The sequence below is a fragment of the Prevotella sp. P2-180 genome, assembly GCF_002251435.1.
Classification (GTDB): Bacteria; Bacteroidota; Bacteroidia; order Bacteroidales; family Bacteroidaceae; genus Prevotella.
Genome location: NZ_NPJI01000112.1, coordinates 56,879 through 72,102 on the forward strand (window position 1 = coordinate 56,879; position 15,224 = coordinate 72,102).

Below are 15,224 nucleotides of genomic sequence, written 5' to 3' on the forward strand. Positions count from 1 at the left end.
TATGACATTGTTGATAGTGTTGATATTCATTTTGGGATATGTGCTTTTGGCTACTACACATCTTACCAACGTAAACAAGGCTGCAATCGCCATGTTTATGGGCACTGTGGGATGGGTCTTGTATATATGCTATGGTACAGATTTCGTTATGAGTCAGCATCCAAGAGAGTATTTTGACTTCTTGGCCGGAGAGGCGCCAAACAGTGATGCTGTGAAATATTTCATCTACGACAATATCTTCCTGAAGTATGTGGGAAAGGCTGCGGCAATAGTGTTGTTCTTGCTTGCCACAATGACTATCGTGGAGATACTAAACAACAATGGGTGCTTTGACTTCATTTCAGAATGGATCAGAACGCGAAACAGCAAGCGTCTGTTATGGTCCATCACTGTCGCTACATTCATCATTTCGGCAAATCTCGACAACCTTACTACAACTGCCATGATGCTTGTCATCATGCATGGAATAGTGCAGAACAGGAGACAGAGAATGCTCATCGGCTCGGCCATCGTGCTCGCTGCAAACACTGGAGGATGCATGACCGTGATTGGCGATCCGGCAGGAGTAATATTGTGGGGAGAAGAAACCGTAACGGCCACCAACTTCTCTGCATATCTCGCATTGCCGGCATTGACGGCATGGGCTTTGCCAACATACCTTATCGGACGTTGCCTTCCCGCAAGGCTTGACGTGGAATGGCCCGCGATACCATATCGTGGAGACGACACAAACCTTAATCGTTTGCAGCGTCTGTCGATGCTATTCGTGGGAATTGGCGGATTGTGGTTTATACCCACATTCCATAATATCACCAAACTGAGTCCGTTTCTTGGTGCACTATGTGTGCTGGCGGTGTTGTGGGTGGTGAACGAAATTTTCAACCGCAAACTTATGAATGCTGAACAGATGATACAACGACGTTTCCCAAGGTCGTTGCAGTATGGCAGTTTGCAGATGATTCTTTTCATTATGGGCATTATGCTTTCCATGGGAGTGGTAAACGAAACCGGTTTCTTCGCTTCCGTATCGGAATGGATAGACTATAATATTCACAATGTATGGGCACTCGGACTGATGTCTGGACTGCTGAGTGGAGTGGTGGACACATTTACTGTTGCCATGACCAACCTCTCGCTCTACGATGTGGTGGACGATGCAGCACTGCTGAGATGGGTGGACTCAGACTACATGGCAAACTTCGTGCAAAACGGCACCTATTGGAAAATTGTGGCCTTCTCCACTTCTGTTGGAGGATGTCTCACCTGTTTCGCCTCACAAAGCGGGATTGCGTTGATGAAGATGGAACGTATGCACGTAGGCTGGTATTTCAAGAATTGCACGCCAAAGGTGCTACTCGGTTGGATGGCTGGTATGGCGTTGCTATGGGTGGAGTGCTATCTGCTCAAATAGCATTATATATATAAATAAGGTGTAAACAAAACGAACTTTAACACAAAAATATTATGGCAAAAATTAAGACAATAGGAGTGCTTACTTCGGGAGGAGATGCCCCAGGTATGAATGCTGCCATTCGTGCGGTCACGAGAGCAGGTATATACAATGGTTTTAACATCAAGGGAATATATCGTGGATATGATGGACTCATTAATGGTGAGGTAAAGCCTTTCACAACAGAAAATGTCAGCGGTATCATCATGCAAGGCGGTACTATTCTGAAGACTGCACGCAGTATGGAATTCATGACTCCGGAAGGAAAGCAGAAAGCATACGACACAATGGTAAGGGAAGGCATCGACGCACTGGTGGTCATTGGTGGTAACGGCTCGCTGACAGGAGCACGCGACTTTGCGGCAGAGTTTGACGTTTGCTGCATAGGATTGCCAGGCACCATCGACAACGACCTCTATGGTACAGATTCCACCATTGGATATGATACAACATTGAACACCATCCTAGAGTGTGTTGACCGAATCCGCGACACTGCACAGAGCCACGAGCGTATCTTCTTCATCGAGGTGATGGGACGCGATGCTGGTTTCCTTGCACAGAACAGTGCCATTGCCAGCGGTGCTGAGGCTGCCATCATCCCAGAGGAGGCAACAGACGTCGACCAGCTTGGACGATTCATGGAACGAGGTATCCGCAAATCAAAGAAGAGTTGTATCGTCATCGTGTCGGAAAGTCCAAAATGTGGTGCTATGTATTATGCCGACCGCGTGAAGAAGGAGTTCCCTGATTTCGATGTGCGCGTGTCTATACTCGGACACTTGCAGCGCGGAGGCCGCCCGACAGCACGCGACCGCATACTTGCCAGCCGTACAGGTGTCGGTGCCATTGAGGCAATCATTCAGGGACAACGCAACGTGATGGTAGGCGTAAGGAACAATGAAGTGGTATATGTACCATTTTCAGATGCCATCCGTACAGACAAGCCACTTGACATGAAACTCATAAAGGTGCTCGATGAATTGAGCATTTGACGTTTTTTTGTTAAAACAACAGCTGTCAAGGTGAAAATTCTTTCAATATTTTAAAATACTTAGAAAGAAAATATCTTTTTTTCTTTGGGCTTTAAATAAAAATGTCTACCTTTGCAAGGAATAAACAACAAATAGCCTTTAGAAAATACTAAAAAAAGACAATTTAACAAATTATAAAGCGTATGTCACAGATTAATGGACACATCTCGCAGATTATCGGTCCAGTTATCGATGTCTTCTTCGATACCAAAGGACAGGATGCGGAGAAAGTGCTACCCAAAATTCATGATGCTCTGAAAATCGAACGTCCTGATGGCAGAGAGCTTATTGTCGAGGTGCAACAGCACATCGGTGAGGACACCGTGCGTTGCGTAGCCATGGACAATACTGACGGACTGCAGCGAGGACTCGAGGTTAAGCAGACAGGTTCACCTATTGTAATGCCTGCCGGAGAGCAAATCAAAGGCCGAATGATGAACGTAATCGGACAGCCTATTGATGGTATGAAACCTCTAAGCATGGAAGGGGCATATCCTATCCACAGAGAAGCCCCGAAGTTTGAGGAACTGTCTACTCACAAAGAGATGCTCGCTACTGGTATCAAGGTTATTGACTTGCTGGAACCATACATGAAGGGTGGAAAAATTGGACTCTTCGGAGGTGCTGGCGTGGGAAAGACAGTGCTCATCATGGAGCTTATCAACAACATTGCCAAGGGACACAATGGATATTCCGTTTTTGCAGGAGTGGGAGAGCGTACACGTGAAGGCAACGACCTTATCCGAGACATGCTCGAGTCGGGCGTAATCAGGTATGGCGAGAAATTTAGAAAAGCCATGGAGGAAGGCAAGTGGGACCTCTCGCTTGTTGACCCCGAAGAACTGAAAAAGTCGCAGGCCACACTTGTATATGGACAGATGAACGAGCCCCCAGGCGCACGTGCTTCTGTGGCTCTCTCTGGACTCACCGTGGCTGAGGAGTTCCGCGACCATGGAGGCAAGGACGGCGAAGCGGCTGACATCATGTTCTTCATCGACAACATTTTCCGTTTTACACAGGCTGGTTCAGAAGTGTCTGCTCTTCTTGGACGTATGCCTTCTGCCGTGGGCTATCAGCCTACTCTGGCTTCGGAAATGGGTACCATGCAGGAGAGAATCACTTCTACAAAGAAAGGTTCCATCACATCAGTGCAGGCCGTTTACGTTCCTGCAGACGACTTGACCGACCCTGCTCCTGCCACCACCTTCACCCACCTCGATGCCACAACAGAACTTAGCCGTAAGATTACGGAGCTTGGTATCTATCCTGCCGTAGACCCACTGGGTTCTACCAGCCGAATCCTCGACCCGCTCATTGTGGGCAAGGAACACTACGACTGCGCTCAGCGTGTGAAGCAGATACTGCAGCGTTACAAGGAATTGCAAGACATCATCGCCATCCTCGGTATGGACGAGTTGTCTGATGAAGATAAACTTACCGTTAACCGAGCACGTCGTGTGCAGCGTTTCCTCTCTCAGCCATTCACCGTGGCAGAGCAGTTTACTGGCATACCTGGAGTAATGGTGCCAATAGAGGATACAATAAAGGGCTTCAACATGATTCTCGATGGTGAGGTGGACGACCTGCCAGAACAGGCGTTCCTTAACGTCGGCACCATTGAGGATGCCATAGCAAAGGGTAAGAAACTCATGGAGGCTGCCAAAGGCTAATGCCTTCATAAAGAATTGTTTATTATGGGTTTGAGATTAAGAATAGTATCACCAGAGAAGGTAATATTCGACGGTGAGATAGAGAGCGTCACCGCACCGGGAGTGTCAGGAGAGTTTCAGGTACTGAAAGACCACGCACCGCTCATCTCTTGTCTTGACAGGGGAAAGGTTGTGTATGTGGATTCAGAGGGACTGCATGAGATGACCATTTCCAGCGGGTTCGTTGAAGTCAACAAAAACAAGGTTAGCCTTTGTGTTGAACTATAATGGAGAAAGACGCCATGGAAGAAAGTCTAATCGACAACAGTAAGCCAACGACAGATAGCTGTGACATGCAAGGGCAAAACCCTTGGCTGAAGGAAGTCAAGACTACAGGCCACTCCTTCATCAAAAGAGGAATAGCCATGGTGGTCATACTCTTGGCAGCAGCAGCGGCCATCGCCTATTGCTCTGACAACCAGTGGATAATGGTGCCGGCGGTAATATCTGCACTTTATACACTTGCCGTCGTTGTGGCAACAGGACTTGTATGGATCAGGGTGGCAAGCCGTTCGGTCGATTCGCTCACCACGTTTTATTCTGCCGTGTCGGGATTCCGTATGCTGCTCACCATTTCGGTCATGTTTGGATACTATCTCGCTTACGGACGTGAAGAGATGCTCGGCTTCCTTTCGGTACTCGCCCCGTTCTATGTGGCGATGCTCGTCCATCACTCGATATTCTTCGGAATGAAATCGAAGATAGTCGACAAATTCAATAATGTCAAACAACACTCATAAATCTCTTCGATTATGATGAAACGAATAAGGACAATAATATTGATGCTCGCCGTGGTATTGTGCCCGGTAAACTCCCTTGCCAATGAGACAGCAAAGGAAGGCGAGGCGCTGGACATACCAGAAATAGTCCTTGAGCACTTGTCCGATTCCTACGAGTGGCATATCGCCTCGTATGAGGGAAAGCACCTCAGCATTCCGCTGCCCATCATCGTACGTAGCGGCGAAACGGGAGAGTGGACTTTATGCACTGCACACACGCTGCCGGAGAAGTACTTCTTCGACCCGGCACACCATGGAAAAATCTATGAGCGTATGGCTGACGGCTCATCTGAGCGTCCACTCGACCTCAGCATCACCAAGGCCGTGGCTCAGATATGGATTGTGGTGGCAGTGTTGCTGACAGTGTTCCTCTCATGCTCGCGCTGGTATAAGAAGCGAGACGAGAAGAGTGATGCACCGCGGGGATTCGTCGGAGCTGTGGAGATGCTCGTGATGTATATCCACGACGACCTTATCCGTCCGTCTGTGGGAGAGAAGCACTATAAGCAGTACGCGCCGTACTTGCTCACCGTGTTCTTCTTCATCCTCACCACCAACCTCATAGGACTCATACCTGTGTTCCCCGGTGGTTCAAATGTGACGGGTAACATCAATGTAACACTGTTCCTCGCTCTTTGCACGATGTTGGCCATCAACCTCTTCGGCAACAAAGAGTATTGGAAGGAAATATTCTGGCCGGAGGTGCCTCTCTTCCTGAAGGCATATCCAGTGCCGGTAATGCCGGTCATCGAGTTCTTCGGAGTATTTACTAAGCCGTTTGCACTGATGATTCGTCTTTTCGCCAACATGATGGCAGGTCATGCGGTGATGCTCAGCTTCACCTGTGTCATCTTCCTCGGTTGGTCAATGGGTGTGGGCTTTGGCATCGGACTGAATCTTTTCAGTGCTGTCATGCTTCTGTTCATGAACTGTCTGGAGCTGCTTGTGGCTTTCGTCCAGGCTTATGTGTTCACTATGCTTAGCGCAGTGTTCATCGGACTTGCACATAAGGAGCACCATTGATTCTTTGATAAAGAATTAAAAAATTAAAGATTAAAGAATTATAGTAATAAAAGAATTAACAATAACAAATTAAAACTTATAAAATTATGATTATTTCAACACTTTTGGCTGCTGAAGGTCTGGCACAGCTGGGCTGCGGTCTCGGAGCAGGTATTGCAACAATTGGTGCAGGTTTAGGTATTGGTAAGATTGGCGGTAGCGCTATGGATGCCATCGCACGTCAGCCAGAGGCAACAAGCAAGATTCAGACAAACATGATTCTGACATCTGCCTTCGTTGAGGGTTGCGCCCTTTTCGCCATTGCTGCCTGCGCATTCCTTATTAAGTAAAGTTGACAAGTTGACGAGTTGACAAGTTGACGAGTTGACATCAAAAAACATCATCGAATGGAAAATTTGCCATCTATATTGACCCCTGACTTGGGACTCCTCTTCTGGATGCTCATAGCCTTTCTCGTGGTCTTCGGAGTACTGGCAAAATTTGGTTTCCCTGCCATTGTCAATATGGTAGACAACCGAAAGCAGTACATCGACGAAAGCCTCAGAAAAGCTCACGAGGCTTCTGCAAGGCTCGAGAACATTCAGAAAGAGGGGGAGGCAATGTTGCAGGAAGCGCGTCAAAAGCAAGCCCAGATATTAAAAGAGGCTGCTGACACACGCGAGGCAATTGTTGCCAAGGCCCAGGAACAGGCACGCCACGAGGCCACAAGGCTCATCGAGGAGGCAAAGGCCGACATCGCACAGGAAAAGGCCGCTGCAATCTCGGAGATAAGGGCGCAAGTGGCGGAGCTCTCCGTCAAGGTGGCTGAGAAAATTCTAAGAAAGGAACTTTCTGCAGCCGACAGGCAGATGGAGACTATTGACAGACTGTTGGATGAGGTTGCTGTGGAAGATAAAAAATAATGTGACATGGACATCGGAGTAATATCAGTTAGATACGCTCGTGCGCTGCTCAAGGCGGCTACCGCTGCGAACAAGGAAGACCAGGTTTGTCAAAACATGACTACACTGGCCAAGAGCTTCGCGGATGTACCACAGCTTAGACACGCCATCGACAACCCCATGCTCTCCAAAGACAAGAAAAAGGGATTGCTCACTACTGCTTGCGGTAAGAACATCGTTGAGCTTTCTGAGAAATTCATCATGCTCGTACTAAAGGAGGACAGGGAAAGCTTTGTGCAGTTTATGGCAAACTCGTATGTCACGCTTTATCGAAAACAGAAGAACATCATCCGAGGAAAGCTCACAACCGCTGTTGCTGTTTCGCCGGAAACGGAAAAGAAAATGCGACAGATGGTTGAAAACAAAACCAAGGGAACGGTGGAGTTCGAGACTGAGGTCAACCCGGACATCATTGGAGGGTTTATTCTCGAATATGACACGTACAGGCTCGATGCCAGTGTGCAGAGCCAACTCAGAAACGTGCTTCACCAGTTGAGAAAGTAATTAATTAAACTAAAAAAACATGTCAGACAAAATAAAACCAAGCGAAGTGTCGCAAATGCTGCTCGAACAACTTCAGGGCATCAACGGCGGACAGCAGTTTGACGAGGTCGGCACCGTACTCGAAGTGAGCGACGGTGTGGCTCGTATCTACGGACTGCACAATGCCGAGGCCAACGAACTGCTCGAGTTTGAAAATGGCACCATGGCTATAGTCATGAACCTGGAGGAAGACAACGTCGGTTGTGTGCTTCTCGGTTCGGTGGAAGGCATTAAGGAGGGCATGGTCGTAAAGCGAACAAAGCGCATCGCTTCAATTCGCGTCAACGACAACATGCTCGGACGTGTCATCAACCCACTTGGACAGGCCATCGACGGAAAGGGAGACATCGACCTTACCGGAGCATTTGAGATGCCGCTCGACAGAAAGGCTCCTGGTGTAATCTATAGACAGCCAGTAAAGGAACCTCTCCAGACAGGACTCAAAGGTGTGGACTCGATGATTCCTATCGGACGTGGACAGCGTGAGCTCATCATTGGAGACCGACAGACCGGAAAGACTGCCATTGCTGTCGACACCATCATCAACCAAAAGAGCTTCTATGAGGCTGGAAAGCCAGTTTATTGTATATATGTGGCCATCGGACAGAAGGCTTCTACTGTTGCCGCTCTCGTTGAGAACCTCAAGCAGCACGGTGCAATGCCATACACCATCGTGGTGTCTGCCACTGCAGCCGATCCTGCTGCAATGCAGTACTACGCTCCGTTTGCTGGTGCAGCCATCGGAGAGTACTTCCGCGACAGGGGAGAGAGCGCACTCGTGGTGTATGACGACCTCTCAAAACAGGCTGTGGCCTATCGTGAGGTGTCGCTCATTCTTCGCCGCCCGTCAGGACGTGAGGCTTACCCAGGTGACGTGTTCTACCTGCATAGCCGTCTGCTTGAAAGAGCTGCCCGTATCAACGACCAGCAGGAAGTGGCTGAACAGATGAACGACCTGCCTGAGTGTATGAAAGGGCATGTCAAGGGTGGTGGATCGCTCACTGCATTGCCTATTATCGAGACTCAGGCTGGCGACGTTTCGGCATATATCCCGACAAACGTAATCTCCATTACCGACGGACAGATTTATCTCGAAAGCGACCTCTTCAACCAGGGTTTCCGTCCTGCCATCAACGTCGGCATCTCTGTATCACGTGTGGGCGGATCTGCTCAGATAAAGAGTATGAAGAAAGTGGCTGGTACTCTGAAAATTGATATGGCACAGTACAGGGAACTCGAGGCCTTCTCGAAGTTCTCAAGTGATATGGACCCAGTTACGGCAATGACCATCGACCGCGGACGAAAGAACAACCAGTTGCTCATACAGCCGCAGTATAGCCCAATGCCAGTAGGCGAACAGATTGCCATTATCTATTGTGGTACTCACGGGTTGATGCATGACGTGCCTGTGGAATGTGTACGTCAGTGTCAGGACTCTTTCCTCGACAAACTGCGCACATCACATCCGGATGTTATTGCAACACTCGCCTCTGGAAAGATTGATGACTCTGTCACAAGTGTCATCGAGCAGACCATGGCCGACATTGCAGGACAATATAAAAACTGATAGCCTATGCCGTCGCTGAAAGAGATAAAAACGAGAATCCAGTCGGTCAATAGCACACGAAAGATTACAAGTGCTATGAAAATGGTGGCGTCGTCGAAATTACACCATGCACAGGTGATGATAGAAAACATGCTGCCATACGAGACCATGCTGGAGCAGATACTCAAAACGTTTCTGGCCTCAGAGGCCGATGCGTCAAGCATTCTCACACAAGAACGTCCTGTGAAACGTGTAGCATTGGTTGTCTATTCTTCAAATAGCAGCCTCTGTGGTGGTTTCAACGCAAATGTCATCAAGATGATGCAAAATGTGGCGGCTGAATACGAATCGTTGGGCAAAGAGAACATCGTCATCTATCCAATAGGACGTAAGGTGGCTGAGAAGGCTGCAAAGTTGGGATTCTCCATTGCCGGAGACTATAACGCCTTGGCTGAGAAACCTAACGCTAAGCAGTGTATTGACTTGGCAAGAGAGCTTGGAGAGCAATTCGTGCATGGAAAGATTGACCGCGTGGAGATGATATATCATCATTTCAAAAGTGCTGGTTCTCAAATCCTCACACGGAAGGTCTTCCTGCCAATTGACATTACAGATGAGCTTACTCGTGATCACGAACGCGACTTGAAGTCTATGGTTACTACCAAAGACGCACAGGAATACCTAAAGAAGCGTGACGCTGAGCGTGGGGAGCAGCGTGGCACACTTGACGGAAAGCCTCTTAACAGCAACTTCATTGTCGAACCCGACATGCAGACCGTACTTAGCGCGCTTATTCCGAAGATGGCACATCTGATGCTCTACACTGCATTGCTCGATAGTATTGCAAGCGAGCATGCTGCACGTATGGTTGCCATGCAGACAGCTACCGACAATGCGGACGAACTCTTACGCGGACTGAATCTCCAGTACAACAAGAGCAGACAGCAGGCTATTACCAACGAACTTCTTGACATCGTTGGTGGAAGTGTCAACAACTAATTAATTAGTGCTTTTCACTAATATTCAAATGATATTAGGTGGACAGTCTGTTACAAATTGTGTAATCGATTGTCCACCTTTTTTTGTGTATAACATACCCAAAAAAGCGCATTTATTATAATATTTTCAATATTTATTTCAAAAAATGCAAAAAAATGGCATAATATGTTATATAACATATAAAAAAGTTTGCAAAATCGGATTTTTTTCCGTACCTTTGCACTCGTTATCCTGAATACAATCTTTTTACCTTAGAAGGCTAATACCTATTGAGAAATGCCTCGCGCTGAGAAGCGCGGGGCATTTAACTTTATACAGGACGGCAAGTTCTTTTCCTCCATTGCTGATGGCTTCCTTTCTGGACAACTCTTCCATGTTCACGTCGAGAATTCTTCTCGATGGCAGCCATTGCAATCTCTGCCAGTTTGTAGGTAGCATTAGTCTTGGCACGTGGTAACTTCGTTTTCGGAAGATACAGAGAGCAGCTAAAGCTGCTTTTAACAAAGTCCACAAAGATATCCATCCGCGAGGCTTTGTGGCGACTTTAGTCGCTTGTTGTCTTTGTATCCAAAAAAATCTTTGTGTCTTTGTGTCTCTGTGTTCAAATATTTATAAGCTCCTATATAACAACAGTTATTTCACGTTTCGCTCTTGGCAGGGCCAAATGGTGAACTGAGTAGTTACTCAGAATCTTGAGTATATTAAAATAACATAAATTATAAGAGTTGTTGATATAAATACCGTTATAATTTTGTATCTTTGCCGATGAATTCAATAACATAATTAATATGAGAAGACCATTTATTTACGGTGAATTGGCTCAAGATGATAATTTCATTGATCGTCATGAAGACAGGAAACGCCTGAAGACTTTTTTAGGCAATGGCATTAATGTTATGCTTATTTCTCCTCGCAGATGGGGTAAGTCATCGCTTGTAAAGGCAACGATGAAGGAGATGTTCGAAGAAAATAAGAAGGTAAGGGTTTGCTATGTCGATGCTTTTAAGATAACAAGCGAAGCGGATTTTTATAATGCCTACGCAACAGCTGTTTTCAATGGCGTATCTTCCTCTTTAGAAAGAGGTATAGAAGTGTTCCGTAAGTATGTCCAGGCTCTAAGTCCGAGTATAACAATAAAGAGTGACCCGCTCAATGCCCTTGAGCTTGACCTTGGTTATAAGCCTCTTAGCAGAAGTGCTGAGGATATTCTGAATCTACCTGAAAAGATTGCCGAGCAACGTGGTTTGGAAGTCATAGTGTGTATAGATGAGTTTCAGAATCTTGCCAATCTGTCGGAATGGAAACGGATAGAGGGAATGTTGCGCTCCGTATGGCAACAGCACCAGCATACTACATACTGCTTATACGGCAGTAAACGCCACATGATGCTCGACATCTTCAACAATTCGTCCAACCCGTTCTATCGTTTTGGTCAAGTCATGTATCTCGACAAGATTTCCAAGGATTATTGGATACCTTATATAATTGAAACTTTCAGCAAGAGCGGCAAGTCAATATCCCGAGAGGCTGCCGAACGAATATGCGATGCCGTGGATTGTCATTCTTGGTATGTACAACAGTTGAGCTTTTTTGTTTGGGCTGATACTGAGGAGAATGCTACGATGGAAATGGTGGAGAATGCCTTATTGTCGGTAATAGACACCAATAGACCTGTATTTGAATCTGATGCTGACAAACTGTCGTCGTCGCAGATGGCAATGCTACGTGCAGTGGCAAATGGTGAATCCCGTCTTAATTCATCTGAGGTGGTAAATCGCTATCAATTGGGTGGTCCTCAGACTATTACGCGAAACAAAAGGGTACTTATAGAGAAAGACATAATAGAAAAGAGGAACGACAGTTTTGATTTCGTCGACCCTCTGTTCAAGCTGTGGATAATACGGGGGTAAATAACATTGATTATTCCCCACTCAAAAGACTGAAGTAACTATTCAGTTCACCATTTGGCCCTGCCAAGAGCGAAACGTGAAATAACTGTTGTTATATAGAAGACTGCACCTTGTCCGTGATTATCATCGGGTAAGGTGCAGTCTTTTTTCGAAGTTTCTGTTATAACAAAATTACATTATCCGGGATTGTCGCACACTTCATCGCTCGTCTCTATTTGATTGTAAAGAGGACCTCCTGAATCTGACAACAATACTGTGGGCTCAGTCTCATACACCTTTATCTGAGGCGTTACATACTTTTTCTTTTTCTCTGTCATAGCTGTTTATTTTTAAATTATTCAATATCTTGATAGCAAGGAGTTATTTCACCTGTTTAACTCCATTCTTTATATATATGCCCTTCTGAGGCTCTTGGGTCAACCGGCGTCCCTGCAGGTCGTAGATGGCGGGGTTAGTGTCGGTGTATGACTCTGTGTTGACATGGATGTCGTCTATGCCTGTAGCCTGGCCGTCACCCGAATCGTTGATAGTGATGCTGCGCAACTTGGCATAAGCACTGCTGTTGCCATCGCGGGTGGTGGCAGTGAGATACCAACGCTGGGGAAGAAGACGGGTGTTATAACCTGCCCTATACAATATGCCTTTACTCAGCACATAGTCTGTGTATTCATTAAATCCGTCCTTGCCATTCAGGGTGCCAAAGAATTCGTAATTGCGTGTTACACTAAAACAGCGCGTACTCTTCTCGGCTGCCGGCACGAATTGGACATCTGTGAAGGTCAGGGTCTTGTAGGTTTCTGCCTCAGGCGCTGTCTTCATGCGGATGAGACATGGAGTGAGGGCTGGTATCGTGCCGCCCTTGGTCACACGCTTCACTTCCAGCACCACTTTGTATGTGCCGTCTTCCTGCTCGTATTCATGGAAGTTGTTGATGACTGCCATCTCATACTCTTTCTCCAATTTGTCGCAGTTGATGTGGAATGGCACATACACTGCCATCCATTTGTTGTCGGAGAATTTGCGGGTATAGCTCAGTTTTTCGGCAGAGAACCTGGCCAAGCTGGTGTATGCCGTGGCATCAGACAATGGATAGTCGGCTACGGTGAAGTATGTCAGGTCAGCATTAGGAGTGGCTTCTATCGTACTCTCTTCATCGGCGAAATAGAGAGTCTTTCCGCAACCTTCGCTCTTGCAAACATTTTTATATATATTCTTGCCGGAGTCGAATGTGGCAGTCTCCGGCAGATAATGCGCTTTGACGACATCTTCATTCGTGTTGGCGTATGTTTTACCGATATTTGATACTCCTCCGCATAGCAAATTTACTTGATATACGGTATTTTCGCCTGTGCCGGTGACAACAGGCCATTTGTCTCCATTCTCTTCGGAGAGGTTCTGATACCATGTCTGCGTGCCGTCGGTCGTGCCGTTGTTCAGTAAATAGCACACCTCGCCACTCTTAAACTGACTGGCGGTCTTGTATGTGGTGCCTTCAATGGCGTCAGTCTCGCTGTCTGCAAGATAGTAGCAGTTGGCTACGGTTCCGTCGTTTGTCTGACACACGGTCCCGCTGGGAGATGTTGTCTCTTCTGCGGTAGTTCCCATGTAGAAGCAATGGTCAATCGTTCCGCTGTTTGTCTGGCAGATGTATCCCTCGCTGCCTTGGGCCACCACGCCTAAGTTCTTGATGGTGCCGCCGTTGGTGGCGAACAGGCTCTTGTTTGAGCTGAAGTTCAGCCCGCTGATGGTGTGACCCAGTCCGTCGAAAGTACCCGTATAACTGCCGTTTTTGCCCATAGGCTCCATTATGTCGTCTGCGGTCAGCGCAATGTCCTTCATCAGTCCTGCGCATGCAGCAGGATAAGCCGTTGCTGTCTCGCCGTCAGCAGGGGTATAAGTTCCATTGACGCTCTGTGCAAAAGCCTTCAGGTCATCAGCTGTGTTAATGCCACAGGTGAAATATCCTGTGCGGTAGTTGGCGTATGTCTTGTCATATTTAAGATTAGAATATTTTTGCGCTCCCTTTAGGGCTTCACTGTACTCAAACATCATGTTATCATTTGTGACTTGGTCAACAACGAATTTGTCTGATACATATATTGTAGTAAGTGCATCGCAATGGTAAAACATATATTTCATATCCGTCACCTTTGACGTGTCGAAATTCGAAAGGTTGAGAGTGGTGATTTTTTTACAACCACTGAACATAAAAGACATACTTGTCACCTCAGAGGTGTTGAGGTATTCCAATCCCTCGATGGTGGCAAGGTTTGTACAGTAAGAAAACCAATAGTAACATGCCGCTGGCCTGGCAGATATGAATGATGGTTCAAACACAACCTTAGTGATAGAGCTTCTATTGTTGTACCATCCGGGGGATTGATTACATGTTTTAATGGTACATACCGTCTCGTTCTCTGCCACTTGAGAGATATTTGTATCGTACTTGAATGTAAGGCTATTATCCACACTGTTGAATACTACGTATGCCGAGCAGTCACCAGGTTCCTTGAAATAACCTGTGGAAGTGTTTGCCATAGTGGCATTTTTCTTATCCTCACTATCCTCACTGTATGCAACGGCTCCGACAAGGGAATAACAGTATCCAAACATATAATCTGAGTTGGTGACATTATTAGTCGTAAATGACTCAGAGACATATATGGAAACAAGGTTTTCGCAGTTGCAGAACATACATTCCATATTAGTCACATTCTTCGTATCAAAGCCTGTCAGGTCGAGATAAGTGAGTTTGCTGCAATTTCGGAACATATTTAACATATTTGTCACCTCCGAAGTGTTGAGATACTGGATGCCCTGGATATCAGTCAACAATCTGAATTCATAAAACCAACAATAGCACGTTGTCGGTCGTGCGTCAGCGAATGATTTGTCAAAGACAACAGTCTTTATTTCTCCAGAATGGTTTTTTGACCAGTCCGGCGTAATAGAACGGTCAGGAACATCATACACATTTTGCGTTTCCGTACTCTCCGTAGGTCTATTGTTGTCATACTTGAACGTCAGCGTACTTGTCTCGGTGTCGAACACCGTGTACATCGTCTGTGCCCACACCGATGTAGGCGCAACCATTGCCGCCACAAGCAGGAGCATCGTGGCGAGCCATTTGTAATGTATATTATTGTTGTTCATCTTTGTAATGAATTACTCAAGTTTCGGAAGTAAAGTTATATAACATTATTTAAATAAAAAAGGCTTTGAATACTTCCGTATTACGCGGAAATTTTGTATCTTTGTAGTGTCAGAAACAATTATACAAAATCATTCAAAGA

The 15,224-nt window shown here is 46.5% G+C and carries 15 protein-coding genes; 12 read left to right on the forward strand and 3 right to left on the reverse strand.

What is annotated here, in order from left to right:
- The first annotated feature begins 1 nt into the window (after position 1).
- The 11 genes from CIK98_RS16855 to CIK98_RS16905 all read left to right on the forward strand — a co-directional run bounded on the left by CIK98_RS16855 (position 2) and on the right by CIK98_RS16905 (position 10,021).
- Entirely contained in the window at positions 2-1,411 is a 1,410-nt protein-coding gene (locus tag CIK98_RS16855) for an SLC13 family permease (RefSeq protein ID WP_094386317.1), read from the forward strand.
- 53 nt (positions 1,412-1,464) lie between these two features.
- The gene (gene pfkA, locus CIK98_RS16860) at positions 1,465-2,442 is read left to right on the forward strand and encodes a 6-phosphofructokinase (RefSeq protein ID WP_094386319.1); all 978 of its coding nucleotides are present in this window, start codon (positions 1,465-1,467) and stop codon (positions 2,440-2,442) included.
- A gap of 182 nt (positions 2,443-2,624) precedes the next feature.
- Positions 2,625-4,151 (forward strand): F0F1 ATP synthase subunit beta, encoded by a 1,527-nt coding sequence (gene atpD / locus CIK98_RS16865; protein ID WP_094386321.1) that lies wholly within the window; start codon positions 2,625-2,627, stop codon positions 4,149-4,151.
- 24 nt (positions 4,152-4,175) lie between these two features.
- Positions 4,176-4,418, forward strand: coding sequence for an ATP synthase F1 subunit epsilon (gene atpC / locus CIK98_RS16870; RefSeq protein WP_094386323.1), 243 nt, complete (start codon positions 4,176-4,178; stop codon positions 4,416-4,418).
- Complete coding sequence (locus CIK98_RS16875; protein WP_094386324.1) at positions 4,418-4,930, forward strand: hypothetical protein; 513 nt, start codon at positions 4,418-4,420, stop codon at positions 4,928-4,930. The genes atpC and CIK98_RS16875 overlap by 1 nt, the downstream gene beginning before the upstream one ends.
- A gap of 15 nt (positions 4,931-4,945) precedes the next feature.
- A complete protein-coding gene (atpB, locus tag CIK98_RS16880) occupies positions 4,946-5,992 on the forward strand; it encodes a F0F1 ATP synthase subunit A (RefSeq protein WP_094386354.1) in 1,047 nt (348 codons plus the stop codon).
- An 86-nt stretch (positions 5,993-6,078) separates the two neighbouring features.
- Positions 6,079-6,321 (forward strand): ATP synthase F0 subunit C, encoded by a 243-nt coding sequence (gene atpE / locus CIK98_RS16885; protein WP_094386326.1) that lies wholly within the window; start codon positions 6,079-6,081, stop codon positions 6,319-6,321.
- 57 nt (positions 6,322-6,378) lie between these two features.
- Entirely contained in the window at positions 6,379-6,894 is a 516-nt protein-coding gene (gene atpF / locus CIK98_RS16890; RefSeq protein ID WP_094386328.1) for a F0F1 ATP synthase subunit B, read from the forward strand.
- A gap of 6 nt (positions 6,895-6,900) precedes the next feature.
- Positions 6,901-7,437: a F0F1 ATP synthase subunit delta gene (locus CIK98_RS16895; protein WP_094386330.1), complete on the forward strand. Its 537-nt coding sequence runs from the start codon at positions 6,901-6,903 to the stop codon at positions 7,435-7,437.
- 19 nt (positions 7,438-7,456) lie between these two features.
- Positions 7,457-9,043, forward strand: a complete 1,587-nt coding sequence (gene atpA / locus CIK98_RS16900) for a F0F1 ATP synthase subunit alpha (protein WP_094386332.1) — start codon at positions 7,457-7,459, stop codon at positions 9,041-9,043.
- A gap of 6 nt (positions 9,044-9,049) precedes the next feature.
- Positions 9,050-10,021 carry a F0F1 ATP synthase subunit gamma gene (locus CIK98_RS16905; RefSeq protein ID WP_094386334.1) on the forward strand — a complete coding sequence of 324 codons (972 nt, stop codon included), beginning with the start codon at positions 9,050-9,052 and terminating at the stop codon, positions 10,019-10,021.
- A 246-nt stretch (positions 10,022-10,267) separates the two neighbouring features.
- Here CIK98_RS16905 and CIK98_RS17770 read toward each other — a convergent pair whose 3' ends face one another.
- Complete coding sequence (locus CIK98_RS17770; protein ID WP_141210586.1) at positions 10,268-10,471, reverse strand: hypothetical protein; 204 nt, start codon at positions 10,469-10,471, stop codon at positions 10,268-10,270.
- A 338-nt stretch (positions 10,472-10,809) separates the two neighbouring features.
- On the opposite strand from CIK98_RS17770, the gene CIK98_RS16910 reads away from it, so the two are divergent.
- Entirely contained in the window at positions 10,810-11,931 is a 1,122-nt protein-coding gene (locus CIK98_RS16910) for an ATP-binding protein (RefSeq protein WP_094386336.1), read from the forward strand.
- 176 nt (positions 11,932-12,107) lie between these two features.
- On the opposite strand, the gene CIK98_RS18445 is transcribed toward CIK98_RS16910, so the two are convergent.
- A complete protein-coding gene (locus CIK98_RS18445; RefSeq protein WP_172410012.1) occupies positions 12,108-12,248 on the reverse strand; it encodes a hypothetical protein in 141 nt (46 codons plus the stop codon).
- Positions 12,249-12,291: 43 nt separating this feature from the next.
- On the reverse strand, positions 12,292-15,084 hold the full coding sequence (locus CIK98_RS16915) for a BspA family leucine-rich repeat surface protein (protein WP_094386337.1): 2,793 nt from the start codon (positions 15,082-15,084) through the stop codon (positions 12,292-12,294).
- Positions 15,085-15,224: the final 140 nt, after the last annotated feature.

What these genes read in the sequence shown, in the direction of transcription:
- CIK98_RS16855 (WP_094386317.1), top strand. Translation starts at nt 2, where the DNA reads ATGACATTGTTGATAGTGTTGATATTCATTTTGGGATATGTGCTTTTG.
- pfkA (WP_094386319.1), top strand. Translation starts at nt 1,465, where the DNA reads ATGGCAAAAATTAAGACAATAGGAGTGCTTACTTCGGGAGGAGATGCC.
- atpD (WP_094386321.1), top strand. Translation starts at nt 2,625, where the DNA reads ATGTCACAGATTAATGGACACATCTCGCAGATTATCGGTCCAGTTATC.
- atpC (WP_094386323.1), top strand. Translation starts at nt 4,176, where the DNA reads ATGGGTTTGAGATTAAGAATAGTATCACCAGAGAAGGTAATATTCGAC.
- CIK98_RS16875 (WP_094386324.1), top strand. Translation starts at nt 4,418, where the DNA reads ATGGAGAAAGACGCCATGGAAGAAAGTCTAATCGACAACAGTAAGCCA.
- atpB (WP_094386354.1), top strand. Translation starts at nt 4,946, where the DNA reads ATGAAACGAATAAGGACAATAATATTGATGCTCGCCGTGGTATTGTGC.
- atpE (WP_094386326.1), top strand. Translation starts at nt 6,079, where the DNA reads ATGATTATTTCAACACTTTTGGCTGCTGAAGGTCTGGCACAGCTGGGC.
- atpF (WP_094386328.1), top strand. Translation starts at nt 6,379, where the DNA reads ATGGAAAATTTGCCATCTATATTGACCCCTGACTTGGGACTCCTCTTC.
- CIK98_RS16895 (WP_094386330.1), top strand. Translation starts at nt 6,901, where the DNA reads ATGGACATCGGAGTAATATCAGTTAGATACGCTCGTGCGCTGCTCAAG.
- atpA (WP_094386332.1), top strand. Translation starts at nt 7,457, where the DNA reads ATGTCAGACAAAATAAAACCAAGCGAAGTGTCGCAAATGCTGCTCGAA.
- CIK98_RS16905 (WP_094386334.1), top strand. Translation starts at nt 9,050, where the DNA reads ATGCCGTCGCTGAAAGAGATAAAAACGAGAATCCAGTCGGTCAATAGC.
- CIK98_RS16910 (WP_094386336.1), top strand. Translation starts at nt 10,810, where the DNA reads ATGAGAAGACCATTTATTTACGGTGAATTGGCTCAAGATGATAATTTC.
- CIK98_RS18445 (WP_172410012.1), bottom strand. Translation starts at nt 12,248, where the DNA reads ATGACAGAGAAAAAGAAAAAGTATGTAACGCCTCAGATAAAGGTGTAT.
- CIK98_RS16915 (WP_094386337.1), bottom strand. Translation starts at nt 15,084, where the DNA reads ATGAACAACAATAATATACATTACAAATGGCTCGCCACGATGCTCCTG.